Source organism: Acinetobacter sp. 1424608 (genome assembly GCF_000588255.1).
GTDB lineage: Bacteria > Pseudomonadota > Gammaproteobacteria > Pseudomonadales > Moraxellaceae > Acinetobacter > Acinetobacter nosocomialis.
Genome location: NZ_JFXL01000008.1, coordinates 19,751 through 43,769 on the forward strand (window position 1 = coordinate 19,751; position 24,019 = coordinate 43,769).

A 24,019-nucleotide genomic window follows, 5' to 3' on the forward strand; every position below is an offset into this window, starting at 1 on the left:
AAATAGATAAAAACCCGCTCTAAAGCGGGTTTTTTTAAATTAGATTGATTTAACCAATCAATTTTTTCATTAATTCATTGACTTGCGCAGGGTTGGCTTTACCCTTAGATGCTTTCATGACTTGACCAACAAGACCATTAAAGGCTTTCTCTTTACCAGACTTGTACTCTTCAACCATTTTTTCATTGGCTGCAAGTACTTCTTTAATGATTGCTTCAATTGCACCAGTATCGGTTTCTTGCTTTAAGCCTTTTTCCGCAATAATGTCATCGGCAGATTTACCTTCCGATTCCCACATAAAACCAAAGACTTGTTTAGCAATCTTACCGCTAATGGTATTGTCAACAATACGTGCAATCATGCCGCCAAGCTGTTCAGCAGAAACAGGTGAGTCAGCCAAATCTAGGCCTGCTTTGTTTAAAGCACCAGAGAATTCACCCATTACCCAGTTTGCAGCAATTTTACCTTGCTTCGCCCCGCCAGCCGCAGCAACAACAGCTTCATAGAAGTCCGCCATTTCGCGTGAGAGCGTAAGTACGTGTGCGTCGTATTCAGTTACGCCAAAGTCTGCAATAAAGCGTGCACGGCGTGCTGCTGGCAACTCAGGCATAGTTGCTTTGATGGCCTCAATTTGCTCATCTGGAATAATTACTGGTAACAAGTCTGGATCAGGGAAGTAGCGGTAGTCATTCGCTTCTTCTTTAGAACGCATAGAACGCGTTTCCATTTTGTTTGGATCGAACAAACGAGTTTCTTGATCAATCTCGCCACCCCATTCCAAAATTTCCATTTGGCGTTCAATTTCCACATTGATCGCTTGCTCAATGAAACGGAATGAGTTGAGGTTCTTAAGCTCGCAACGTGTACCAAACGGTTGGCCCGGACGGCGTAAAGACACGTTACAGTCCGCACGGAATGAACCTTCTGCCATGTTACCGTCAGAAATACCTAACCAACGTACTAATGTGTGAATCGCTTTGATATAAGCAACAGCTTCTTCAACCGAACGCATGTCTGGTTCAGAAACGATTTCAAGCAAAGGCGTACCAGCACGGTTTAAGTCAATGCCAGACATACCTTCAAATTGGTCGTGTACAGACTTACCCGCATCTTCTTCAAGGTGAGCACGAGTTACGCCAATACGTTTAGTCGTACCATCTTCAAGTTGAATGTCGATGTGACCCAAGCCCACAATCGGGTTATCCATTTGGCTAATTTGATAGCCTTTTGGTGAGTCAGGGTAGAAGTAGTTCTTACGTGCAAACACAGATGCTTGGTCGATGTAAGCATCAATACCTAAACCAAAACGAATTGCAAGATCAACCACTTTTTCATTCAAAACTGGAAGTACACCCGGCATTGCTAAGTCTACCAGGCTCGCTTGTGTATTTGGGTCTTGACCAAATTCAGTCGATGAACCAGAGAAAATTTTAGAATTGGTTGCAAGCTGAGTGTGAATCTCAATACCAATAACGACTTCCCAACCGTCAATCAATTTCAACTTTTGAGCTTCAGCCATTATGCATTCTCCTCAGCAATTGCCGCACGTTGAGTATGGAAATCGGTATTTTGTTGATATTGATGAATAATTGACAACAGTTGTGATTCTGACCAGTAGTTACCAATTAATTGTAAACCTACAGGTAAGCTGTCTTTATCAAAACCAACAGGAGCATTAATGGCTGGTAAGCCTGCTAAGTTCACTGCAAGTGTATAGATATCGCCTAAATACATTTCAGTTGGACTTAAGTTCGCACCGATTTTATATGCAGTTGTTGGCGCAGAAGGAGCTGCAATCACATCTACATTTTCAAAGGCTTTTAAAAAGTCTTGTTGAATTAAACGACGTACTTTCTGTGCTTTCACATAATAAGCATCGTAATAACCTGCAGAAAGCGCGTATGTACCAATAAGGATACGACGTTGAACTTCTGGACCAAAGCCTTCTGAACGAGAACGTTTATAAAGATCCATCAAGTCTGCTGGGTTTTCACAGCGGTAGCCGTAACGAACGCCATCATAACGTGACAAGTTAGAAGATGCTTCCGCTGGCGCGATGAGGTAATACGTTGGTACATAAGCTTCGGTCATGTTGAGGTCAATCTCAACAAGCGTTGCACCCATTTCTTCAAGCTTTTTCAAAGATTCTTCAACACGTGCTTTTATGTCGGCATCTAAACCTGCAACGTTAAAGTACTGTTTAGGAATACCAATACGTAAACCTTTTACAGATGTGCCATTTAAGTTTGCAACGTAGTCATCAACTTCTTTTTTAACCGAAGTTGAGTCTTTTGCATCATGGCCTGCAATTACATTCATGAGGTAAGCACAGTCTTCAGCAGAGCGTGCCATTGGACCTGCTTGGTCTAAAGATGATGCATAAGCAATGATCCCGAAACGTGATACACGACCATAAGTTGGTTTTAAGCCTGTTAATCCGCAGAAAGACGCAGGTTGGCGAATTGAACCACCTGTATCGGTACCTGTAGCAAATGGTGCTAAATCAGCCGCTACAGCCGCAGCCGAGCCACCTGATGAACCACCAGGTACATGGTCAAGTGCCCAAGGGTTGCTTGTTGCGCCTACATATGAGCTTTCAGAAGTTGAACCCATCGCAAACTCATCCATGTTCACTTTACCTAAAGTGACAAGACCAGCTGCTTTAGTTTTTTCAACAACAGTTGCATCGTAAGGAGAAATAAAATTATCTAATATTTTTGAACCAGCAGTGGTTTTAATGCCTTTGGTACAAAAGATATCTTTGTGAGCAAGTGGAATACCCGTTAAAGCAGTTGCATTACCCGCTTTTAAAGCTGCATCGGCTGCGTCAGCTTCAGCAAGTGCTTGCTCAGGTGTAACCGTCACATAGCTTTTTACCAGTGGGTCAATTTTAGCAATACGTTTTAAATAGTGTTCAGTCAGTTCGCGAGACGAAAACTTCGCTTGGCTTAAGCCTTCAGCAAGTTCGCGAATTGATAAGCGATGTAAATCAGTCATGAGTAAAATTTCTTTACATTCAAAATAGGGAAGATGGGTTAATTGAGTAAAAGTTATTCAATCACGCGAGGAACAAGATACAAACCATCTTGAGTTGCAGGCGCAACTGCTTGGTATTCATCTCGATGATTGCTTTCAGTTACCACATCAGCACGTAAAGGTTGAGGATTGTCAAAAGGACTTTTTAAAGGTTCTACGCCTTCCGTATCAATGCCTTTTAAGGTTTCCATCATGCCTAAAATTTTATTTAGACTTTGAGCATATTCAGCAGATTGCGTATCATTGAGCGACAATCGAGCAAGATTGGCGATTGCTGAAACTGTTTGTGCATTTAAATCTGCTGAATGCTGTGCATCCGATGTAGACATAACATCACCTAATCAGTATTAAAAATTTTCAAAATATCGTGCGTTATAATAAGCGATTGACTTGTTCAAATCATCACATTTAGTTTAAAGTTGCCACCTTGCATCCACATGAAAGTTTAACTGAGAACGAACCGTGATTCTAAAACGACTAATTGGCTTGTTTTCGCCGGATCTAGCCATTGATTTAGGTACAGCAAATACACTTATTTATGCACCAGGCCGCGGCATTATATTAAATGAACCAACAGTTGTGGCAATTCGTCACAGTGGTTCACAAAAAATTGTTGCTGCTGTAGGGCTAGATGCTAAGCAAATGTTAGGCCGTACACCTGCGAATATTTCTGCAATTCGTCCAATGAAAGACGGTGTAATTGCAGATTTTGAAGTGACTGAAACCATGTTGAATCAGTTCATTGGTAAAGTTCACGAAAAACGTTTGTTCCCACCTGCACCTCGTGTAGTTGTATGTGTACCATGTAAATCAACTTTGGTCGAGCGTCGCGCAATTCGTGAAGCCGTATTTAATGCTGGTGCACGTGATGTACGCTTAATTGAAGAGCCAATGGCTGCAGCAATTGGTGCTGGCATGCCAGTTGAACAAGCATGTGGTTCTATGGTTGTGGATGTTGGTGGTGGTACAACTGAAATTGCAATTATTTCATTGCAAGGTTGTGTCTATGCCGATTCTTTACGTATTGGTGGCGATGTATTTGATGAGCAAATCATTAATTATGTTCGTAAAGCTCACGGTTGCGTAATTGGTGAAACCACAGCTGAAATTATTAAGAAAGAAGTAGGTATGGCTGTTTCTGATGGTACGACATTAGAAATTGAAGTACGTGGCCGTAACCTTGCAGAAGGTGTACCTCGTGCGATTACTGTAACTTCTGATGAAATTACTCAAGCGATTTCTGACCCATTACAAAGCATTGTAAGTGCGGTGAAATCTGCTCTTGAACAAACTCCTCCTGAACTTTCTTCTGATATTGCTGAGCGCGGTATTGTGTTGACAGGTGGTGGTGCGTTACTTCGTAACCTCGACAAATTATTAGCGCAAGAAACTGGTTTACCAGTTGTTGTTGCTGAAGATCCTCTTACTTGCGTGACCCGTGGTGGTGGTAAGGTATTGGAATTCTTCGACAACCCGAACCATGACATGCTTTTCGTCGGTTAAGTTTAAGGATTAGGCGGTGCAACCGAATATTTTTTCAAGACAGCCGCCATCTTTCCGCTCGTTCATTATTGCGGTCATTACATGCTTGGTTGTGCTGTTCTTTGATTGGCGCATGCCTTATGTAATTCAGCCAGCAAGGGATGTCTTGTACGCTGCATATAATCCAATTTATGCGCTTGCAAGCTATCCGGTACTGTCGAGAGAATGGCTGAATCAACAAACTAAATCTGAAACACAACTGCGCCGTGAAAACACTGCAATGCAGGCTGAGTTGTTACAGGCTCAGGTTCGTTTGCAGAAACTGTCTGAATTATCTGCTGAAAATACCCGATTACGCGGTTTACTTGATACGCCATTAATTATTGATGGTCGTATGGAAATTGCCGAAGTGATTGGAACAGATGCCGATCCGCTACGTCACATTATCATTATTAACCGCGGTTCAATGGATCATCTTAAGGTTGGTCAAACGGTTCTAGATGATAAAGGGATTATGGGGCAAATCATCAATGTATATCCTCATAGTTCACGTGTGATGTTACTTTCAGACAAAGAGCATTCACTCTCTGTTCGTTTAGAGCGTACAGGTATGCGTGCGATTGTTTCGGGAACTGGTGATTTAGGTCGCTTGAAAATGGAATATGTTCCAACTAGTGCAAATATTCAGGTTGGCGATAAAGTATTGAGTTCTGGCTTAGGTGAGCATTTCCCTGCAGGTTATGCAGTAGGTACGGTGGCTAAAATCCGTCGTCATAATTCAGGTGAGTTTGCTGAAATTGATATTACTCCAGCTGCTCAGCTTGCAACAGGACATCACGTGGTTGTGCTTTTCTCTGACTCATTAGCGAAGGAGCAACCTTATGCCGATCGCTAAACTGAAACGTGAGAAGCGTAAAGATCCACTATGGGGAATTATTCTCTCCGTTATCGTGGGTTCTGTGCTCATGGTTTACCCACTTTCCTACGATATTTCTGGCTGGCGTCCATTGTTCATGCTTATGATCATGTTGTTTTGGGTCGTTTGCCAACCAACATGGTGTGGAGTGTGGTTTGCATTTGGCATGGGAATTTTTACAGACCTTTTGCTTGATGCACCTTTGGGCTTAAATGCCTTAAGTTTTGTTATTGTTACCTTTGTTACCCGCTTTTTAATACGTGAACGTCGGATTTTAACTTTCGTTAATTTATGGACGATTGCCATTTTAGTGATTATTGCTCACTTGGCATTTATGTGGGTAACCCAAACGATGGGGGGCATTCATTTTTCGATTGCTCGTCATTGGCAACCATTAATAACAAGCATCTTAACTTGGCCTGTTGTTTATTATTGTTTAGCAAAATGGCGCATTTAGTTTTAGCTTCCAGTTCTCCGCGTCGTAGAGAATTGTTGCAACAGTTGGGCTTAAATTTTGAAATTTATAGCCCTGATATTGATGAATCTATTCATGATGGTGAGCTGGTTCATCAATATGTTGAACGTTTAGCAAGAGAAAAAGCGCAAGCTGTATTAAATATTTTTCCAGATGCCGTGGTTATTGCTGCCGATACAAGTCTTGGGCTTGATGGTCAGATTATTGGTAAACCTGACTCAAAACAGCATGCCTTCGAAATCTGGAAACAATTATCTGGCCGTTGGCATGATGTGTTTTCCGGAATTTGTATTGCAACACAGCAGCAAATCTTGAGTCAAGTGGTGCAAACTCAAGTTGAGTTTGCATCAATGACTGCGCAAGATATGGAAGATTATTGGGCCACAGGTGAACCTGTAGGGAAGGCCGGTGCATATGCAATTCAAGGAATTGCTTCGCAATATATTCCCAAAATTCAAGGAAGTTATAGTAATGTGGTAGGGCTTCCTTTGTACGAATTTTCACAGTTATTCAAAAGAGTGAAGACATAAGGGGTTGTTGATAATTCTTGATTGAATTGCATTGTCGATGAATAGTGGACAAAGCGACATTAACAGTCCCTCTGACTCTTTAATAAAAATTTTATAATGCTTTGAGTTTATGTATGTCAGAAGAACTACTTATTAATGTCACACCTATGGAGTGTCGGGTGGCATTAATCGAAAATGGAACTGTTAATGAGCTGTATGTTGAACGTACAGTGAAGCGAGGACTTGTCGGCAATATCTACAAAGGTAAAGTTGTCCGCGTGCTTCCGGGCATGCAAGCGGCTTTTGTTGATATCGGATTATCTAGAACAGCCTTTTTGCATATTAATGATATGGTTTGGCCTCGTTCACAGCCAACTCCTAATGTTTTTGAATTACTTCATCCAGGGCAAATTCTAACCGTTCAGGTGATGAAAGACATGCTCGGTACTAAAGGTGCTCGTCTAAGTACAGATCTTTCTATTCCTTCTCGCTATTTAGTTCTTATGCCGTATGGTAATCATATTGGTGTTTCACAGCGTATTGAGTCAGAAGAAGAGCGTGAACGCTTACGTAATATCATCGAAGGTATTCAGGCAGAGCATAATCTACCCGGTAGTGTGATTGTCCGTACTGCTGCTGAAGGCGTAGATGATGCTGAGATTGCGCAAGATATGTGTTACCTCAGCAAGCTATGGGAATATATCCAGCGTAAACAAGTGGATGTTGCAGTTCCTTCTTTAATTTTTGAAGAACTACCACTACCACAACGAATTATTCGTGATTTGGCAAGCGAAGAAACAGCAAAGATTTATGTCGATTCGAGAGAAATTCACGGCAAACTGCGTGAGTTTGTAGATGAATTTGTGCCGAATATGCAAAGTCGCCTGATTCATTATCCGGGTGAACGTCCATTATTCGATCTCTATAACGTCGAAGAAGATATTCAAAAAGCTCTACAAACACGCGTTGCTCTAAAGTCTGGTGGTTATCTAATGATTGACCAGACAGAAGCCATGACTACCATTGATGTCAATACAGGGTCATATGTCGGTGGTCGTAGTCTCGAAGACACAGTCTTTAAGACCAATATGGAAGCGACTCAAGTGATCGCACGTCAGCTCAGACTAAGAAATCTGGGCGGTATTATCATTATTGATTTTATTGACATGCAAGAAGCCATTCATCGTGAAGAGGTGATGCGTCAATTTGAAAAAATGCTTGAACGTGATCACGCCAAAACAAAAATCACACAGGTGTCTGAACTTGGCTTAGTCGAAATGACACGTAAAAGAACACGTGAATCATTAGAACACTTGTTATGTGAGTCTTGTCCAACGTGTCAGGGGCTTGGTTTTGTCAAAACGGCAGAGACAGTGTGTTACGAAATATTTCGAGAGATATTACGATATACGCGTGCATTTGAGTCTACGAGTGGCTTTACTGTCGTTGCTCATCCTTCTGTAATTGACCGATTATTAACGGCAGAAGCCCCTGCAGTGGCTGATTTAGAGCACTTTATCAACAGAGTTATTAAATTTCAGGTCGAAAATTTATATACGCAAGAGCAATACGATATCATTTTAAGTTAAAGTTGTAACAAGATATCGCTTAATCCTTGTTACAACTGAAATTTTACTTTCATTCATGAATTTTAAATACTACTTGCATACAGTAGCCGTAGACGTTCTCCCTGTTTAAAACGTCTTAGCAAACAATAAGAGGTATAACCCATGAATGTAAGTGAAAACCTAATTAGCAACGGTCTTAAACATGTTTTAGAAAGCACGCCAGTAAATAGCTGCTATATGTTGAATGACCAAGGTAAAGAAGTACCGATTACAACTGCGATGATCCGTTCAGTATGTCATCAGTTGCTTAACCAGTGCCGCGCAATTAAAAAATAAGGGGCCATTTCAAAGCCCCTTAATTTTTCTTAACTTGCTGAATGATGTTTCAGCTGTTTTTCCTCAATAATTTCTTCAAACCGTTGAATCTCATCTTCAAGATGGGTTAAAAGGTTTTGCATCTTAGGTAAAGCATTTCGACATGCTGTTAAACCTACTTCAAGCTTATCCAGATAGCTTGTCATCGTAATATTAAGCGCTTGCCCATCCATGACTATAGAAGCAGGGTAGAGCGCATCTAATTTCGCACCATTCCAATAAAGTGGCTCACGTGGGCCAGGTACATTAGAAATCACTAAATTGAATGCCTGACGCTTAGGAAGCATTCCAGACATGATGTTTAGACCTGCTGGGCCATAAACTACAGCGCTATAGTTTAAAATCTCATTTGCAGTCATTCGGCTAAAGCGTTGCTTTGAATTTTGCATACTACGACGAATAATTTCGAGTCGTTCTAGAGGCTGGTCTTTATGGGTCCCCAAATTCGCTAGAATCATCGTAATGCGATTACTTACGTCAGAGTCATCTGTACGCAGTGAAGCGGGCACCATCGCAATAAGAGGCTTTTTAGGCAAGCTATTATGGCTAATCAGGTATTCACGTAATGCTCCAGAACATACAGCAAGTACGACGTCATTAATGGTCACACCAAGCGCTTTAGAAATCTTTCTAAGGCGACTTAATTCAAAAGATTGGGCTGCAAAGCGACGTGAAGCGCTTACGCGTTGATTCAAAATTGAAACTGGCGCCTGAAAAGTCGATACATAGTCAGGATTTTTCCCCATTTCTTTAAAGATGGTTTGTGATAACTCATGCATGACCTTCGGAGTAACTTCAAGCTGTGACTTGATGCCTCCTAAAATACTTTTGATTTTACTAGTACTTGGTTTTGGTACTTTTAAGCGTTTTGTTCTTTTACTTTCTACACACCAAAGTGGAACCACATGTTTTTCTTCTGGTGTTTTTGATAGAGACTTCTCAATTAAGCGCATACCCGCAACGCCATCTACCATGGCATGATGAATCTTAAAGTACATCGCGAAACGATTACCTTCGATCCCTTCAATAATGTCGCAGGTCCACAGAGGTTTTGCACGGTCAATTAAAGAACTGTGCTGCTGCGAAATATATACGAGTAATTCACGAATTCGGCCAGGATGAGGCAAGGCAATATGGCGGAAATGATGATCGATATCGAATTCTTCATCTTCATCCCAAAATAAGCCATTTAAACGGTTATTAAAGGGAGGGACAGGAATACTTTTTGATTGGCGAATTTCTTCTACTAAATCACGAACAAAAGTTTCAGGGGCATTTTCAGGAATTTCAAATAAAAACAATCCGCCAACATGCATCGGTTGTTGTCTTTTTTCTAACGATAGAAAAATAAAATCAATAGGGTGTAATGGACGCATAACTCGTTGTGCCTCATGCTTTTTTCTAAGAAGCCCTTAACTGAGCTCTTATTAGAATTATAGAACCGTAAAATTTAGTATATAGCGTTTATTACAGATTAAATATGACTTTGTGTACGAGATATAACTGTAAAAAAAACCACTGATTCATCAGTGGTTTTTTTATACCAGACTATTTTTTTAAGTTGCCTGCATGTAAGCCACATTCTTTTTGTGTTGCTTCTTCCCACCACCAACGGCCTTCACGTTCATGCTGGTTTGGAAGTACTGGACGTGTACATGGCTCACAGCCAATAGAAACAAAACCACGCTCGTGTAGAGGGTTGTATGGAATTTCCATCATGCGGATGTAACTCCACACATCAGCACTAGACCAGTTCGCAAGCGGGTTATATTTAATGAGTTGCTTACCCGGACCAGAGAAACCAGCATCTGCTTGTACCACCGGAATTTCAGTACGTGTACCCGGACTTTGATCTTTACGCTGGCCTGTAATCCAACCATCTAAAGTCGCAAGTTTCTTACGTAAAGGCTGAACTTTTCGAATACCACAGCACTCTTGGTGTCCATCTTTAAAGAAGCTAAATAAGCCTTTTTCATTTACCATGCTTTGCACAGCTTCAGATTCCGGGAAGCAAATCTCGATATTAATATTGTAGTGCTTACTAACAGTTTCAATAAATTGATAAGTTTCAGGATGCAGCCGCCCAGTATCAAGACTAAAAACACGGAAGGGTTTACCTAAACGTGAAGCCATATCAATTAAGACTACATCTTCTGCTCCAGAGAAAGAAATTGCGATTTCACCTTGTTGGCTTAATGCAAGCTCTAAAATCTCACGTGGGCTTTTAGCTGCATATTCAGTCGCGAGAGCATCAACGATATCAATAGTCGGAATAACGGTCATGGGTGTTCCTGGCAAAAGGCTTGGGCGCATTGTGTTATGAAAAATATTCTAAAGGATAGTGAATAAATTGCTTAGCACTTTAATTTCAATCCTTATGAATAAAATTGATTTGATCAATAACAACGCAAATCTGAAAATCTTAATGGTATGATACAGCAATTTTTAACCAACGTTGGAAGCATTCATGGAAATCGTATGCCTAGATCTTGAAGGAGTTTTAGTTCCTGAAATCTGGATCAATTTCGCAAAAAAAACAGGGATTAAAGAACTAGAAGCAACAACTCGTGATATTCCCGATTATGATGTTTTAATGACTCAGCGTCTGAATATTTTAAAACAACATGGTCTAGGCCTAAATGATATTCAAGAAGTTATTGCCGAGATGGGGCCATTACCAGGTGCCAAAGAGTTTGTTGAATGGGTGAGTAATCATTTCCAACTGGTCATTTTGTCCGATACTTTCTATGAGTTTGCTCATCCTCTAATGAAGCAATTAGGCTGGCCAACAATTTTCTGTCACAAATTAGAAACTGATGAAAATGGGATGATTACAGCTTATAAACTTCGTCAACCAGACCAAAAACGCGAGTCAGTTAAAGCGCTTCACGGTTTAAATTTCCGTGTAATCGCGGCAGGGGATTCATATAATGACACAACCATGCTTGGTGAAGCTGATCATGGCTTCTTATTTGATGCACCTGCCAACGTCATTGCGGAATTCCCACAGTTCCCAGCAATTAATGGATATGATGCCCTAAAAGAAGCAATTCGTTCAGTTTCGCAGCGTAATATTCCTGCTTAAGAATGGACAATAAAAAAAGGCGCTTAAAGCGCCTTTTTTATATGAATGAGTTTGAAAATTAGAATTTATAGCCAAGTTTTAAACCATAGGCGATCGCGTTGTTATCAGAGAATTCTGCAACATATTGATCGCTACCAGCTTGTGCACCAGTTTGTGCTTTAGCATCACCCAACCAGAAGTATTTCACACCACCAGCAATAAATGTTTGTGGAGTAGGGCTATATTGAACGCCTACACCTACGTTCCAGTAACCTTCTGTTGGGCCTAATGTAGTCACCGGGTTACCTGCGCCAGAATCCCAACCGACAGAGACATTACCTGCCCATTTTTCATTAAGCTTACGACCTACACCAGCATTCACTGTCCATTGATCGTCTGAATATTCAACTAGGTTAAAGCCATTTGGACGACTTGGATCTGCTAATGGTCCAACTACTTTTGAAAGTTGACCGAATTTATATGGTTGAATTGAGAAGTCTTTCCAGTTCACCCAGCGTACATTGGCAAACGCAACCGTATTAGCCATGATACCTGTCTGGAAATCAAAGTTTACTGATTGAGGAGTCGTGATTGTTGTATCTGCTGAACTATTAGCAATTGCCGCTGCCGCCGCATCTTGTCCTAAAAGTGATAAAGCTGAAAGTGTAGGGATTTTTTCGCGAATATTTACGTCATGATCAATTTCAGAACGATAGGTTAAGGAAGCTTTAAGCGCAATTTCAGGTATTTGATAAGCAACACCAGCTAACCAACCTGCGCCACCTGTTTCTTTAATATCAGCATCGTAACCATTATAAATACTATACGCTTGTCCGCGGAGACTTACATTTCCTTTTACTGTTTGATATACACCACCCGCGTAGATATTCCAGTTTTGATTTGGTTGGAAACCGAACACAAAAGATAAGTTTTGAGTATCAACTTTAACTTTTGTATTACCAGTTCCAAGTAGACCATTAATTTGTTTTATTCCTGCATCTACTTGTGTTGCAACACCTTGTTTAACAGCGGCATCAATAACTGCTTTTTTTGTTGGATCATTATTGTAGGCATTTAGAGTTGCTATATATTGTTGCTGACCTACTTGTGATGTTAAGTCTACTCCTTGAGCTTTAAGAAGTGCGCCTACACGCTGGTCTGCAGTCAAATTGTTAAAAGTTGTATTAATAGTGTTTGTGCGGATACTATCTAGGGCTGCTGGAGCTAAAATAGTATTAGATGGGTCAGAAACAAATACGTTTTGACCACTATATTCAGCGTCAGCTCCAAAAGGTTGATCGTAAAGTAAGCCAAAAGAGAACTTATCAGAAAGTTGTAGTTTTAGTGCGGCATTAGGAAAGTAGTAGTCATTTCCCATATCACTAATATTACGGCGTGTTGCACTTACCCCAGCTTCTTTACCCTCTACTGTTGGATCTAAAACAGAAATACCTGCTTCGAAGTAGTTATTTGGTTGTAAGAATGCGGACATTGACTGTCCAGAGCGATCCAAAGCTGCTGCAAAAACCCCAGTTGCAGGCAGCGTTGCTAAAATCATTGCAGTGCTCAGATGTTTTAATTTCATTTTAATCTTTCCTTGAACTTCAAGACATTTTTTTAAAAGTAACAGAGTTAAACCGTTTAAACTGTGTTGCCTTCAAAGCTTTTAATTACAAGTTTCAAAGCTTTGATAACTCCATGTAACAAAAATAGCATAATTACACTAAGAGTAAATCTGTTATATGAACTGGGGAGTACTCATTTTTTATACAAAAAATGTCAATAATGAATGAAATATGGAGAAATATTTACATTATTAAATTATTTTAAATATTTGATATTTATATTTTTTATCTATTATTAATAGGCTTTAGATTTATGACATTTTTGTCATAAATCCAAAAAAAATGGCCAAAGATTTTTTTGTAAAAATATGAATTGATTGGTTATGAATTGAGTATTAGTTATCATTTTTACTGGACAAGTCTAGTTTCTCTACATGTGTATATTATTGATTAAGTTTTATATTCTTAATTAATGGGTGGAAATTAAGCAATTTTTTTACCAATTGATCAATTTTTGAGAGGGTTTAAAGACTAGTTAAGATCTTCTATTATATTCCAAAGAATAACCAAAAAATGAGAAATAGGTCTGGTTAGTCTGCTTTTAGAGCTAAAACATACCATTAAAGGGGATATAACTTCTCATCAAATTCTTCAAGTTTGGGAAATTTTAAAGGTTCTAGCTGGTCGAGGTGAGTAAGGTACGTTATATAGTCTTCAAGAATAGTTTCTCGTGCCTCTTGGCTAATATAAGGTACATGGTAGGCAATGAATGGTGGAAGAACCTCAAAACCAGTATAAGCCAAGGTGCCGCGTTGAATGGGTGAGAGATAATGTTCAATTGGTCCGTGAATGGAGCTCTCGCCAAACATATGCGTTCTACCGCCCAGTGTTAAACAGAGCATCGCTTTTTTACCCGCCATACCACCGTGGTTATAAAAACGCTTTCCGCCATAAAAAAGTCCTGAAACGAATACGCGATCAATCCATCCTTTTAAAATTGCCGGGACAGAAGTCCAGTAAAGAGGGAAGTTTAAAATGATCAAATCTGCTCGTTTTACCTTTTCAATTTCCCCTTGGATATCAGGTGCTAAAAGGTTTTGCTTGGCGGCATTACGTTGTTCTAATGCGTAATTGAAATAGTCGGGTTGATTGAGTTCTAAAAAATCCTCTTTGAAAGCTACAGGGTTGAATTGCATTGCATACAAGTCAGAAACTTCTACACGATGACCCAACTTTTTAAAAGTTTGCTGGGCTGTGGTTTTTAATGATGTTGTAAAAGACTGTGGCTCTGGATGAGCATGAACGATCAGAATATTCATAAGGTAACCTGTATTCTTTTCAGAAATTGTACTGTCTAGTGCAATTTAGCGGGTTTCGTTTTGAACAACTATGCATCAATTTAAAAGCATGGCATAGTTCATGAACTGACAGTTTTTACCATTTGACGCCATATTTATGATTTCTAGTGGACCAAACCTGAACCCAGAATTACCCGGAACTTATATTAATTTATTAGTCGATATGGTTAAGCGCTTGAATATCTCTGCTGAGCAGCTTTTAGATGGAAGTGGCATAACATTAGAACAATTAAACAAACCGTATTGGTATGTTGAATTTAATTCCTTAAATAACTTACTTGAGCATGCGATTCAACTCACTTATGAGCCAGCATTGGCGGGTTATTTGGCTTTGGAAATGAAAGTGTCTTGTTATGGTTCAGTGGGTATGGCGGCCATGGTCAGTACAAATTTGGGAGAGGCCTTAAAAATGCTTGAGCAATTTATAGGGGCCCGTTGTGATGCCTTTAAACCTGAGTTAAAACAAGAACAAGATTATATTTACTGGTCTATACACCAGCCTTTGAAAGCTTTTCAATTGAGTCCAGATGCTACTATTTTTTTGTTATTAGGTTTCGTTCAAATCGCGAAGCATCTCACAGGATTATCTTCTTTAGGTACAGTTAAGTTAAATATGTCTGAACCTGTCGGGTTTTCAAAACTAAAAAACGAATTGTGTGTAGATTGTTTATTTAATGAAAAACAGAATGTCTGGATTTTTCCAAAAGAATATTTATCGCAGCCTATCCTAACGGCCGACCCGATGCTTGCACCTTTACTGAAAGCACAGTGTAAAAAAGATCTCGATAAATTGAAGTTACGCAGCGGATGGAAAGCAGAAGTTAGCCAAGTCATAAAAAAATTATTGATCAATAATCAGGGAGAAATATTAAAAGTTAAACAAGTCGCTCAAATGATGAATATGTCAGAACGTAGCTTACAGCGGTACTTGGCAACCGATAATACAAGTTTCTCAGCATTAGTTGATTTAACTCGAAAACAATATGCACATCATCTTTTAGAAAATAGTTCGACATCAATTGAAACTGTGGCTTTAAGTTTAGGTTATGCAGATACATCCCATTTCACTCGCGCTTTTAAACGCTGGATGGGAGTGACACCTAAGTATTATCGAACTCAGTTAAAACTAAAAAATTTAGATATAAGTGAATCATCAAGAAGACCACAAAATTGAAAGTGATCTTCTAATATGCCTTAAATTGATGATTATGGTTTCGATGAAAGTGAGTGAATCACTTCAAAATAGCTAGGCGGGACTGGAACATGCCCTCGTTTTCTTAATATCTGGTGCATACGCGGTAATTTAAAATATGGTACAGAAGCCATTAAATGGTGTTCCATATGATAGTTTACGTGGATTGGCGCAACAAAACTTCTCGCAATCCATCCAGCTCGTGTTGTTCGAGTATTGGTTAAAGCAGTATTGCTGGTTTGCATACCAGCGTGTTCTGCCATAGAGCGAATACGTAAAAAAAGTGGGAATGGAGTTAAGTAAGCCAGAGGCCATAACCAATAAAAACGTTGTTGACCAAATGCTTTTAAAACGCCATAAAGTGCTAAATTCGTTGCAATAGCACCTGTACTGTTTTTTGCAATACTCTTTGCATAGTCAACGAAATTTTTATGACTGCGGTCTAGCCAGATTTGATCATTGGCAACAGTCCATTTCATGACATCCAGATCCATTAAAACTCGACCTAAGCTAAACTTTAAGCCAGTCATACCTGTTAAGTCGCGTAAGAATTTACGAGTCAGAGACTTTTTACTGACAGGAAAACCAGCAACTAAAGAAAGATCTGGGTCATCTGGGGTAGACGTTTTTGCATGGTGACGAACATGATGTACACGATATTTTTGAAGATCATTCCAGATGGGGCGGGCGCATAGCCATTCACCTACGAAATCATTTATTTTTTTATTTTTGAATAGACTTTTGTGAGACGCGTCGTGCATTAAAATTGCGAGGCATAACTGACGACCCGCCAAGATTGCTAAGGCAAGCATACATGCTAATAATTTACCCCAACTCGGTAAGTAGTCCCACATCATTATTAAGCTAGCGAATGTTCCGCCAATAACAGCCCATGTGCTGGCAACCGCCCAAGCACCATATGCATCTGAAGGTTCTGTAAGCTCTTGTATTTCTTCTCTGCTAAATAGGTCCGTAACACTTACCTGCGTATTCATTGTTATTCTCCCAAATTAGAGTTCGGTATCTATATTTTTATATTACAAATATAGTCATAAAAAATTAAAAAGTGAAATATTTGTTTGTAAAAAAATAAATCAGATGATTATAGATTTAGTTCTTGTTCATATATTTTTTTCCAAAGTTTTTGGCCGATCGCGTCTAACTGCTGTACATCTTGAGCAAATTGATTACGCGCAGACTCATTTACAAATGGTGCTGGTAATAGGGGATCATTCATGAGTAAAGCAATCGTTTCCCTACCTAAAAGAAGGGCTTTAACTGCGGCATCATTCAAGGAGAGATGAGTATAGTTTTAAAGCCAGTGTGTGATATCTCGACTATACATTTCATAATTTTTTTCGAGTTGTTTGGTATCCCATAAAGAAAAAATTTGCTTAAGCGTTGAGGGTTCGAAATGCTGAATAATACAAATTTTTGCTTCTTTCTCTAGCCCAGCTAAAACAAGCTCCTCACAGGTTTTTTCAAAACTATAAGCTAAATTGTCTGGGCGGATGTAAATACCAGTTTCTAATTCTTTAAAACCAAATTGACGCAGTACACGTTCACGCTTTTTAAGAGCAGTTCGGTCTATACGGCCCAGTGTGCCTGTAAATACAGCAAGATAATGTTGCTGCCATTCTTTAGTTTGTTTAATACCATTTTTACGATTGAGTATTACTTTTGCCCAATCTTTCGTAGAAGGTGAAAGTTGATAAATTCCGCGTTCTACGCTTTCAATCATACCTTCATTTAATAAACGGGTTGTCGCAACTCGAATACCATTTTCACTTAAGTTAAACAGTTTGGCAGCCACCAAAATTTGTTTAATCGTAAGTTGAGGATAAGCAGAGGAAAGAAAGAGATCGATAATCAGATGACGTGCGTTGATTTTAGTATTTTTCATTCTGTTTAAATTTTAAATATAAATGACATATGCTTGAAATAATATCATGTTTGTTTGATGTTTTAAGATGGTTTCTTGGCTTGCTTAAGTTTAAGAGCTTTTATTTATAACTAGAAGACGATTTGTTTTTGATTAGATTTTATCTTTTTACGATAGTTAACCTAAGTTTGTCATAATGATGTGATACATTATTGCACTTTAAATAATCGGTCTTTAATTAAAGGCAATAACCAAAATGCTAGAAATGATCTGATATTGAACATGAGCTTGGCCAAAATGTTGGTTCGTTCATGATATAAAACAAATTTTTAGACCTTTCTAGTGATTAACTTTTTGAGCAAGTGATGGAAAATTTTGAAGTTATAAAAGCACTATTTCTAGGGTTTGTTGAAGGTTTAACTGAATTTTTACCAATTTCCAGTACTGGCCATTTGATTTTATTTGGTCATATTATCGATTTCCATTCAGATGGTGGTCGTGTATTCGAAGTAGTGATCCAGTTAGGTGCTATTTTGGCAGTATGCTGGTTATATCGACAAAAAATTATTAACTTGATTAAAGGCTTCTTTAGTGGCGATGTAGAGTCGCGTCATTTTGCTTTTAGTGTATTAATTGCTTTTTTCCCAGCAGTGATTATTGGTGTTTTAGCCGTCGATTTTATTAAAAGCGTTTTGTTTAGCCCAATTGTGGTTGCGATTGCCCTCATTGTTGGTGCACTGATTATTTTCTGGGTTGAATCTAAACAGTTTGAGCATAAAACACTAGATGCGACAAAAATCACGTTTAAGCAGGCACTTTTAGTCGGTCTTGCTCAATGTGTTGCGATGATTCCCGGAACTTCTCGTTCAGGTGCGACAATTGTAGGCGGGATGTTTGCAGGTTTATCACGTAAAGCCGCAACAGAATTTTCGTTCTTCCTTGCAATGCCGACCATGTTAGGTGCAGCGACATTTGACTTAATTAAAAATGCTGATGTGTTGACCTCAGACAATATGATTAATATTGGTGTTGGTTTTGTTGCAGCATTTATTGCAGCTTTATTTGTAGTAAAGGCACTGGTACTTTTTGTTGAGCGCCATACGCTACGCGTATTTGCTTGGTACCGTATTGTGCTCGGTGTCATTATTTTGATTGCAGCAATGTTCTTTAACTTATCTGCTTAATAGTCAGACTAAGTGAAAAAACCTAGAATCTTCTAGGTTTTTTTATGCCTAAAAATAGTTTTAACTTGCTTATTTATACAAAGTACTACCAAGAAACGCTTTTTCCTTTTAGTTTGATTGATATAGTAAATCTTAAATAGCCTGTAAAAAATAAAGCAATGCAACAGAATGATCTGATGAAAAGTTTGGTAGAGGCTTTTTTATATTTGGCTCCTCAAGAAGGGCTGTATCCCACCTATATTCCAAATATCACTCTTATGAGGGTAGATCATTCCACACAGCCTGTCGCCGTATTACAAGAGCCTTCAATTGTTTTAGTGATACAAGGCGTAAAGCGTGGTTATATCGGGAAAGATACTTTTCAGTTTCAACAAGGCCAGTGTTTACTCATCTCGATTGCTATTCCTTTTGACTGCGATACATGGGTTGAAAATGAACCGATGCTGGCAATTGCGATTAAATTTGAAGCACAAATGATGGCTGATTTAGCCACTAAAATGAACAAAGAGCAGCAGTTATCTATAGACGAACTTGAAAAAAGAGATATAAAGCTCAGTTGTGGTTTAAATATTATAGACATGAACGCGGCAATATCTGAGGTTGCTTTACGCTTATTGAATTTACTTCGTTCTAAACAAGATACCGCGATATTGGGAGAGCAGATAAAACGAGAGCTTATTTATAGGGTTTTGCAGGCGGGTAGCCGTGATTTAATCGAAAATCTTTCGGCTATGATAAGTCGAAATAGTGTGATTTATACAATTTGTGAAATTATTCAAAGAGATTACTATCATAATTTAACGGTTCAGGAACTTGCTAAACAAGCAGGAATGAGTGTCTCTCTTTTTCATCAAGTGTTTAAGAAAGTCACGAACTATTCTCCATTACAGTACATTAAGATTACTCGATTACATAAAGCACGTGATTTAATCTTAAATAATCAAATGGGTGTTGCGGAAGCTGCCTATCAGGTAGGGTATGTAAGTGCCTCACAGTTTAGTCGAGAGTTCAAACGGCTGTTTGGAGTTCCACCTAAATCTTCAATGAATTAAAGTAAATCAATACATTTAAAATATAAACCAAACATGGAGCATATCAATGAGTCTTCCAACAACCATGAAAATTGTTGAAATTACGGTTCCTGGCGGACCTGAGGTCTTAAAACTTCAAGATTCAGATGTTCCAGTTCCTCAAGCAGATGAAGTGTTAATTGAGGTAAAAGCTGCTGGAATTAACCGCCCAGACGTATTGCAGCGTATGGGCTTATACCCAATGCCAAAAGGTGTTACGCAAATTCCGGGTCTTGAAGTCGCTGGGGTCGTAGTTGCTGTAGGTGATCAAGTGCAACACTTCAAAGTTGGAGACAAGGTTTGTGCTTTAACCAACGGTGGTGGTTATGCAGAGTATTGTACTGTCACAGCAACGCAAGTACTTCCCATACCTGAAAATCTAACATTTACTCAAGCTGCTGCAATTCCGGAAACATTCTTTACAGTTTGGGCAAATCTGTTTGATATCGGCCGTTTAAAAGAAAATGAAACAGCACTGATTCATGGTGGGGCAAGTGGTATTGGGACCACCGCTTTAGCGATTTGCCATGCTTTAGGGATTAAAACTTTTGCTACAGTTGGAAGTGAAGATAAAGTTGAAGCACTCTCTAATTTAACGACTGCAATTAACTATAAAACCCAAGATTTTGAGCAAGAAATTTTGAAACACACCCAAGACCAAGGTGTTGATGTGATTTTGGATATTGTGGGTGGTTCGTATTTCTCGAAAAACTTAAATCTATTAAAGCGTGATGGTCGACTGGTCATTATTGGTTTTATGGGAGGGCGAATTGCAAAAGAATTTGATTTACAAAAACTGATTTTAAAACGTGCAACGATTACTGGCTCAACGATGCGAGCGCGTAATAGCCAAGAAAAAGCACAGATTGCTCAGTCCTTATATGAACATGTATGGCCGCTCTTAGCTCAAGGCAAGTGTTTACCGCAAATCTATAAAACCTATGATTTTTCAGATGTACAAAGTGCCCATGCATGTATGGAGCAAGGTGACCATATTGGAAAGATCGTTTTAGAAATCAATACTTAATTTAATCTGTGACAGTTTAGGTGAACGGCATGTTTGCCTAAACTGAAATTTATAATTATTAATTGTGCCTATTTCTATATAAAAATTGCCAAATTCTATTGGCGTGTTGCATCAGTTTCTTGATCTGAATATACATTTACTAAGAAATAATAACCGGCTTAAAGCTGTTATTTCGTTCTTCAATTCTAAAGGATGGTAACAATGAATACTCCAGCATCAAATGATAAAAATCCGACTCCAGATTTGGCAGAAGATAATGCATTCTTCCCATCACCGTACTCACTGAGCCAATATACATCTCCTAAAACAGATTATGACGGTACGACCTACCCAGCGCCGTATACGGGCAATAAAAAGGTCTTAATGATTGCAACTGATGAGCGTTATATCCAGATGCAAAACGGTAAGTTCTTTTCTACAGGAAACCATCCAGTAGAAATGCTTTTGCCAATGTTCCATTTAGATAATGCTGGTTTTGAAATTGACGTTGCGACACTTTCCGGTAATCCAGCCAAACTTGAAATGTGGGCAATGCCAAAGCAAGAGCAGGTGGTATTAGATACTTTCCATAAATATGCAGATAAACTAAAAAATCCACTAAAACTTGCTGACATTTTAGAAAATGTAGTAGGGGAAAACTCACCATATGCAGCTGTATTTATTCCAGGTGGGCATGGTGTTTTAGCTAAGATTCCACATAGCTTGGATGTCAAAAAAGTTCTGAAATGGGCAGTTGAACAAGACAAATTTATTATTACTTTATGTCATGGTCCAGCTTCGTTATTGGCTGCGGCAGTAGAGGAACAACCTGAGAATTATATTTTTAAAGATTATCAAATTTGTGTATTCCCTGATTCATTAGATAAGGGGGCAAATATTGATATCGGTTATATGCCGGGAGCTTTACCGTGGTTAGTCGGTGAGAACCTTGAAAAACTCGGTGTGAAGATTTTGAACACTGGTATTACCGGACAATGTCATAGAGATCGTAAATTGCTAACAGGCGATAGTCCGCTTGCTTCTAATAATTTGGGCAAGCTTGCAGCTGAAACATTGTTGGCTGAAGTGAAGGATTAAGTTATTCAATATGTGCGCCCTGCGGGGATAGAACAAAGCTATATAAACCTTATTTTGTATGGGTTTATGTGTTTTCTATATTGAATTGTATCCTCATTTGTATCCTTATTTTCAAATGTACTTATTTGTTTCTAGAAATTCCATTTGCTTGAAAAGCAATCATTCTGAAAGGAGCTCTCAATTGAGAGCTTGTTGAGATTTAAGGAAGCTAGGCAAATCTTTTTCAACTTGTGATTTAAAATGTGCTTGAGCATCATCCAGATGAAGTTTTATGTATTTCATAGCTTTGTCTTTTGTAGCTAAAATTGAAGAAAACTGACCTCTCACAATATTTTCTGCCTTAAAAGCACCCGTTTTGGCAGAGTAGGAAATAGCTGTAATAATCTCAAAAGCTTGTCTATCATCAATATAATTTAGATAAACCTCTTCAATATCCCGGATCATTTCACACCATTCGTTTGCTATATCGAATGTATTGGAACCTAATCGAGATTTAACCTCTTTTAAATACATTGCAAAAACTTGAGGCTTGTCTTTAAAAACAGGGGAGTACAATTTTAAATTTGGGGATTTTCTGAACAATTTTTCTAATATCTCAGAGAAATTATCTTTGAAGTCTTTATCTGAGTATACGCTCGAAAGATTTACTAAAACATTAGCTGGATGTCTAACCTGTTGTTGATGTAATGATAAATTCGAAAGTTCAAATTTTTCTAAAAGCACTTTTTTAATTCTGGCTTTAGGGGTTTTATCTGAATTTAAAAAAATAACTGGCTGTAAGGATATGATTTCTAATATTAAGTCATTGAAATCTGTATTGTCGCTTTTAGCTTTTACAATAATATTTTTAAGATTATTATTAACTTCATTTTGGTTGAGTTTAGCTAATCCGTTAATAAAGTATCTGACATTTTTAAGCAGAGTTTCATCTTCTTGCTTTTCTAATTGATTTATTAGTTTATTGATTAATACGGGGAACGCTTGAACATGTAAGGATGAAACTTCTTCTTTAACAACTTCTGCGATTTGATCTATTTTTACATCTACAAAGAAGTTGGTATTTTTTAATCTTTCTAAAATTTCATCAACTAAATGTGTTGTCGAAAAAATTGGTTTTGATAAAAATCTATCTATAACTTCAAAAAAAACATATCTAGCTTCTTCTGCGCTTGGGCGGTGACCGGATGGGTGAGCCGATTTATTTCTCAATTCTCTTAAAATACCTGCAAAAACAGCATCAATCTCAGGCAATAGTTTATTTGCTGTTAATTGTTCAATTAAATAGTTTTCATAGACTTGTTGCTCTTCTTTTCTTTTTTTTATCTCACTATAAATTTCTCGTGCTACTTTATTAATAGGGGTTAGTACTTCTAATTTATTAGTAATATCATCAAATAAGGCAATAAAACTTAAGACAATACATCCTCGATATGCTTTTGTCATATAACATGTTAAAGCTTCTCTCATATAATCTCTGATCTGCTCATTATCAATTCTTTGCAGAAGTTCTTCCATATCTGTTAAATTGGCCACAACTACTCCCCGAAGTGTCTAAAATAAATATAGTTTTTTATTATAGACATCGTTTAAGTAAGGATTGCAAAAAAAGTCAAATTTGAGCACTCCTTCTTAAATTTTCTTTCGGCCATATACTTGAACGTGTATATTTAAATTTCTAATAAAATTTTTTGTGATAAATAAGATGAATAAATTTATTGTTATTGGGTCTTTGTTGGTTCCATCATTAACGTTTGCTCAAGAGTGGAAAGAGTCATCTGTGAAGGATATTGATGGTGAAGTTCCAGCTGTGGAAATCAGTAGTGAATCTGGTGACAGTAAGTTAAAAGTTTATAAGAAAAAAATTGGTATACCTGCATTAAAAGTGGCACCTACAGAACGAGCTGTATTTGAGTTTTCAACTAATAGCCTAGACCAGATTGAAGCACGCAAACAGATTGTTTACAAAGCCACTCAAGGGAGAGTTTTTAATCTAACTCCCTCTTCAAGTATTGGTGGTTTGACGAATAAGGTTGAAACAGTTGCTTTCCACGGTCAATCAAGCCCTCAATGCGGGATCGTAGGTAATATGATTAATTCGGATACTCTAACTGTTAGATACATAACCACTGGCGATAAAAATGTGGATGTAAAATTTAAACTGCCTCAAGACAATACAGCGCTTTATAACATTTTAAAATTGGACAGTACCAAAGACTGTAAAATCATTTCAGAATAGTAG

General features: G+C 38.3%; 22 protein-coding genes and 1 pseudogene. 13 read left to right on the top strand and 10 right to left on the bottom strand.

Annotated elements, in window-relative coordinates:
- Positions 1-49 precede the first annotated feature (49 nt).
- From gatB to gatC, 3 genes are read right to left on the bottom strand one after another with little or no spacing between them, the layout of a single operon-like run.
- Positions 50-1,519 (bottom strand): Asp-tRNA(Asn)/Glu-tRNA(Gln) amidotransferase subunit GatB, encoded by a 1,470-nt coding sequence (gene gatB / locus J678_RS13475; RefSeq protein WP_004712122.1) that lies wholly within the window; start codon positions 1,517-1,519, stop codon positions 50-52.
- Complete coding sequence (gene gatA / locus J678_RS13480) at positions 1,519-2,997, bottom strand: Asp-tRNA(Asn)/Glu-tRNA(Gln) amidotransferase subunit GatA (protein ID WP_017393868.1); 1,479 nt, start codon at positions 2,995-2,997, stop codon at positions 1,519-1,521. The genes gatB and gatA overlap by 1 nt, the downstream gene beginning before the upstream one ends.
- A gap of 53 nt (positions 2,998-3,050) precedes the next feature.
- On the bottom strand, positions 3,051-3,365 hold the full coding sequence (gene gatC, locus J678_RS13485; RefSeq protein WP_000107699.1) for an Asp-tRNA(Asn)/Glu-tRNA(Gln) amidotransferase subunit GatC: 315 nt from the start codon (positions 3,363-3,365) through the stop codon (positions 3,051-3,053).
- A 133-nt stretch (positions 3,366-3,498) separates the two neighbouring features.
- Here gatC and J678_RS13490 point away from each other — a divergent pair, with 133 nt between their 5' ends.
- From J678_RS13490 to J678_RS23125, 6 genes are all read left to right on the top strand, one after another.
- Positions 3,499-4,539, top strand: a complete 1,041-nt coding sequence (locus J678_RS13490) for a rod shape-determining protein (RefSeq protein ID WP_000601379.1) — start codon at positions 3,499-3,501, stop codon at positions 4,537-4,539.
- Between the two features lie 16 nt (positions 4,540-4,555).
- Positions 4,556-5,413, top strand: a complete 858-nt coding sequence (gene mreC, locus J678_RS13495) for a rod shape-determining protein MreC (protein WP_002051136.1) — start codon at positions 4,556-4,558, stop codon at positions 5,411-5,413.
- Complete coding sequence (gene mreD, locus J678_RS13500; RefSeq protein WP_002051447.1) at positions 5,400-5,891, top strand: rod shape-determining protein MreD; 492 nt, start codon at positions 5,400-5,402, stop codon at positions 5,889-5,891. The genes mreC and mreD overlap by 14 nt, the downstream gene beginning before the upstream one ends.
- Positions 5,879-6,439, top strand: a complete 561-nt coding sequence (locus J678_RS13505; protein WP_004885414.1) for a Maf-like protein — start codon at positions 5,879-5,881, stop codon at positions 6,437-6,439. Before mreD ends, J678_RS13505 begins: the two co-directional genes overlap by 13 nt.
- 113 nt (positions 6,440-6,552) lie before the next feature.
- Positions 6,553-8,007: a ribonuclease G gene (gene rng, locus J678_RS13510; protein WP_031955746.1), complete on the top strand. Its 1,455-nt coding sequence runs from the start codon at positions 6,553-6,555 to the stop codon at positions 8,005-8,007.
- A 141-nt stretch (positions 8,008-8,148) separates the two neighbouring features.
- Positions 8,149-8,322 carry a PA1571 family protein gene (locus J678_RS23125; RefSeq protein ID WP_001103036.1) on the top strand — a complete coding sequence of 58 codons (174 nt, stop codon included), beginning with the start codon at positions 8,149-8,151 and terminating at the stop codon, positions 8,320-8,322.
- A 29-nt stretch (positions 8,323-8,351) separates the two neighbouring features.
- On the opposite strand, the gene J678_RS13520 is transcribed toward J678_RS23125, so the two are convergent.
- Together J678_RS13520 and J678_RS13525 are read right to left on the bottom strand one after the other, a co-directional pair.
- On the bottom strand, positions 8,352-9,737 hold the full coding sequence (locus tag J678_RS13520) for a WS/DGAT/MGAT family O-acyltransferase (protein ID WP_002051325.1): 1,386 nt from the start codon (positions 9,735-9,737) through the stop codon (positions 8,352-8,354).
- A 172-nt stretch (positions 9,738-9,909) separates the two neighbouring features.
- Positions 9,910-10,644: a phosphoadenylyl-sulfate reductase gene (locus tag J678_RS13525; RefSeq protein WP_004885416.1), complete on the bottom strand. Its 735-nt coding sequence runs from the start codon at positions 10,642-10,644 to the stop codon at positions 9,910-9,912.
- Between the two features lie 184 nt (positions 10,645-10,828).
- On the opposite strand from J678_RS13525, the gene thrH reads away from it, so the two are divergent.
- Positions 10,829-11,446, top strand: coding sequence for a bifunctional phosphoserine phosphatase/homoserine phosphotransferase ThrH (gene thrH / locus J678_RS13530; RefSeq protein ID WP_002051289.1), 618 nt, complete (start codon positions 10,829-10,831; stop codon positions 11,444-11,446).
- Between the two features lie 58 nt (positions 11,447-11,504).
- Here the strand turns inward: thrH and J678_RS13535 are convergent, their stop codons facing one another.
- Entirely contained in the window at positions 11,505-13,010 is a 1,506-nt protein-coding gene (locus J678_RS13535) for an outer membrane protein transport protein (protein ID WP_002051542.1), read from the bottom strand.
- A 600-nt stretch (positions 13,011-13,610) separates the two neighbouring features.
- Positions 13,611-14,309 carry an NAD(P)H-dependent oxidoreductase gene (locus tag J678_RS13540; protein ID WP_017393867.1) on the bottom strand — a complete coding sequence of 233 codons (699 nt, stop codon included), beginning with the start codon at positions 14,307-14,309 and terminating at the stop codon, positions 13,611-13,613.
- Positions 14,310-14,466: 157 nt separating this feature from the next.
- Between J678_RS13540 and J678_RS0104205 the strand changes: the two genes are divergently transcribed.
- On the top strand, positions 14,467-15,522 hold the full coding sequence (locus J678_RS0104205) for an AraC family transcriptional regulator (protein WP_025466167.1): 1,056 nt from the start codon (positions 14,467-14,469) through the stop codon (positions 15,520-15,522).
- 32 nt (positions 15,523-15,554) lie between these two features.
- On the opposite strand, the gene J678_RS13545 is transcribed toward J678_RS0104205, so the two are convergent.
- Positions 15,555-16,535: a fatty acid desaturase family protein gene (locus J678_RS13545; protein WP_017393865.1), complete on the bottom strand. Its 981-nt coding sequence runs from the start codon at positions 16,533-16,535 to the stop codon at positions 15,555-15,557.
- 107 nt (positions 16,536-16,642) lie between these two features.
- A pseudogene (locus J678_RS0104210) lies at positions 16,643-17,443 on the bottom strand (PaaX family transcriptional regulator).
- 344 nt (positions 17,444-17,787) lie between these two features.
- Between J678_RS0104210 and J678_RS13550 the strand changes: the two are divergent.
- The 4 genes from J678_RS13550 to hchA all read left to right on the top strand — a co-directional run bounded on the left by J678_RS13550 (position 17,788) and on the right by hchA (position 21,780).
- A complete protein-coding gene (locus tag J678_RS13550; RefSeq protein ID WP_017393864.1) occupies positions 17,788-18,606 on the top strand; it encodes an undecaprenyl-diphosphate phosphatase in 819 nt (272 codons plus the stop codon).
- Positions 18,607-18,764: 158 nt separating this feature from the next.
- Positions 18,765-19,658: an AraC family transcriptional regulator gene (locus J678_RS13555; protein ID WP_017393863.1), complete on the top strand. Its 894-nt coding sequence runs from the start codon at positions 18,765-18,767 to the stop codon at positions 19,656-19,658.
- Positions 19,659-19,704: 46 nt separating this feature from the next.
- Entirely contained in the window at positions 19,705-20,703 is a 999-nt protein-coding gene (locus J678_RS13560) for an NAD(P)H-quinone oxidoreductase (protein WP_017393862.1), read from the top strand.
- 201 nt (positions 20,704-20,904) lie between these two features.
- Positions 20,905-21,780 (top strand): glyoxalase III HchA, encoded by an 876-nt coding sequence (gene hchA / locus J678_RS13565; protein WP_017393861.1) that lies wholly within the window; start codon positions 20,905-20,907, stop codon positions 21,778-21,780.
- A 177-nt stretch (positions 21,781-21,957) separates the two neighbouring features.
- On the opposite strand, the gene J678_RS13570 is transcribed toward hchA, so the two are convergent.
- Positions 21,958-23,313, bottom strand: coding sequence for a hypothetical protein (locus J678_RS13570; protein ID WP_017393860.1), 1,356 nt, complete (start codon positions 23,311-23,313; stop codon positions 21,958-21,960).
- A 169-nt stretch (positions 23,314-23,482) separates the two neighbouring features.
- Between J678_RS13570 and J678_RS13575 the strand changes: the two genes are divergently transcribed.
- A complete protein-coding gene (locus J678_RS13575) occupies positions 23,483-24,016 on the top strand; it encodes a hypothetical protein (RefSeq protein ID WP_017393859.1) in 534 nt (177 codons plus the stop codon).
- The last annotated feature ends 3 nt before the right edge of the window (positions 24,017-24,019 follow it).

Excerpts from the sequence above, each read along its gene's own strand:
- gatB (WP_004712122.1), bottom strand. The coding sequence starts at position 1,519 with ATGGCTGAAGCTCAAAAGTTGAAATTGATTGACGGTTGGGAAGTCGTT.
- gatA (WP_017393868.1), bottom strand. The coding sequence starts at position 2,997 with ATGACTGATTTACATCGCTTATCAATTCGCGAACTTGCTGAAGGCTTA.
- gatC (WP_000107699.1), bottom strand. The coding sequence starts at position 3,365 with ATGTCTACATCGGATGCACAGCATTCAGCAGATTTAAATGCACAAACA.
- mreD (WP_002051447.1), top strand. The coding sequence starts at position 5,400 with ATGCCGATCGCTAAACTGAAACGTGAGAAGCGTAAAGATCCACTATGG.
- J678_RS13505 (WP_004885414.1), top strand. The coding sequence starts at position 5,879 with ATGGCGCATTTAGTTTTAGCTTCCAGTTCTCCGCGTCGTAGAGAATTG.
- rng (WP_031955746.1), top strand. The coding sequence starts at position 6,553 with ATGTCAGAAGAACTACTTATTAATGTCACACCTATGGAGTGTCGGGTG.
- J678_RS23125 (WP_001103036.1), top strand. The coding sequence starts at position 8,149 with ATGAATGTAAGTGAAAACCTAATTAGCAACGGTCTTAAACATGTTTTA.
- J678_RS13520 (WP_002051325.1), bottom strand. The coding sequence starts at position 9,737 with ATGCGTCCATTACACCCTATTGATTTTATTTTTCTATCGTTAGAAAAA.
- J678_RS13525 (WP_004885416.1), bottom strand. The coding sequence starts at position 10,644 with ATGACCGTTATTCCGACTATTGATATCGTTGATGCTCTCGCGACTGAA.
- thrH (WP_002051289.1), top strand. The coding sequence starts at position 10,829 with ATGGAAATCGTATGCCTAGATCTTGAAGGAGTTTTAGTTCCTGAAATC.
- J678_RS13535 (WP_002051542.1), bottom strand. The coding sequence starts at position 13,010 with ATGAAATTAAAACATCTGAGCACTGCAATGATTTTAGCAACGCTGCCT.
- J678_RS13540 (WP_017393867.1), bottom strand. The coding sequence starts at position 14,309 with ATGAATATTCTGATCGTTCATGCTCATCCAGAGCCACAGTCTTTTACA.
- J678_RS13545 (WP_017393865.1), bottom strand. The coding sequence starts at position 16,535 with ATGAATACGCAGGTAAGTGTTACGGACCTATTTAGCAGAGAAGAAATA.
- J678_RS13550 (WP_017393864.1), top strand. The coding sequence starts at position 17,788 with ATGGAAAATTTTGAAGTTATAAAAGCACTATTTCTAGGGTTTGTTGAA.
- J678_RS13555 (WP_017393863.1), top strand. The coding sequence starts at position 18,765 with ATGCAACAGAATGATCTGATGAAAAGTTTGGTAGAGGCTTTTTTATAT.
- J678_RS13560 (WP_017393862.1), top strand. The coding sequence starts at position 19,705 with ATGAGTCTTCCAACAACCATGAAAATTGTTGAAATTACGGTTCCTGGC.
- hchA (WP_017393861.1), top strand. The coding sequence starts at position 20,905 with ATGAATACTCCAGCATCAAATGATAAAAATCCGACTCCAGATTTGGCA.
- J678_RS13575 (WP_017393859.1), top strand. The coding sequence starts at position 23,483 with ATGAATAAATTTATTGTTATTGGGTCTTTGTTGGTTCCATCATTAACG.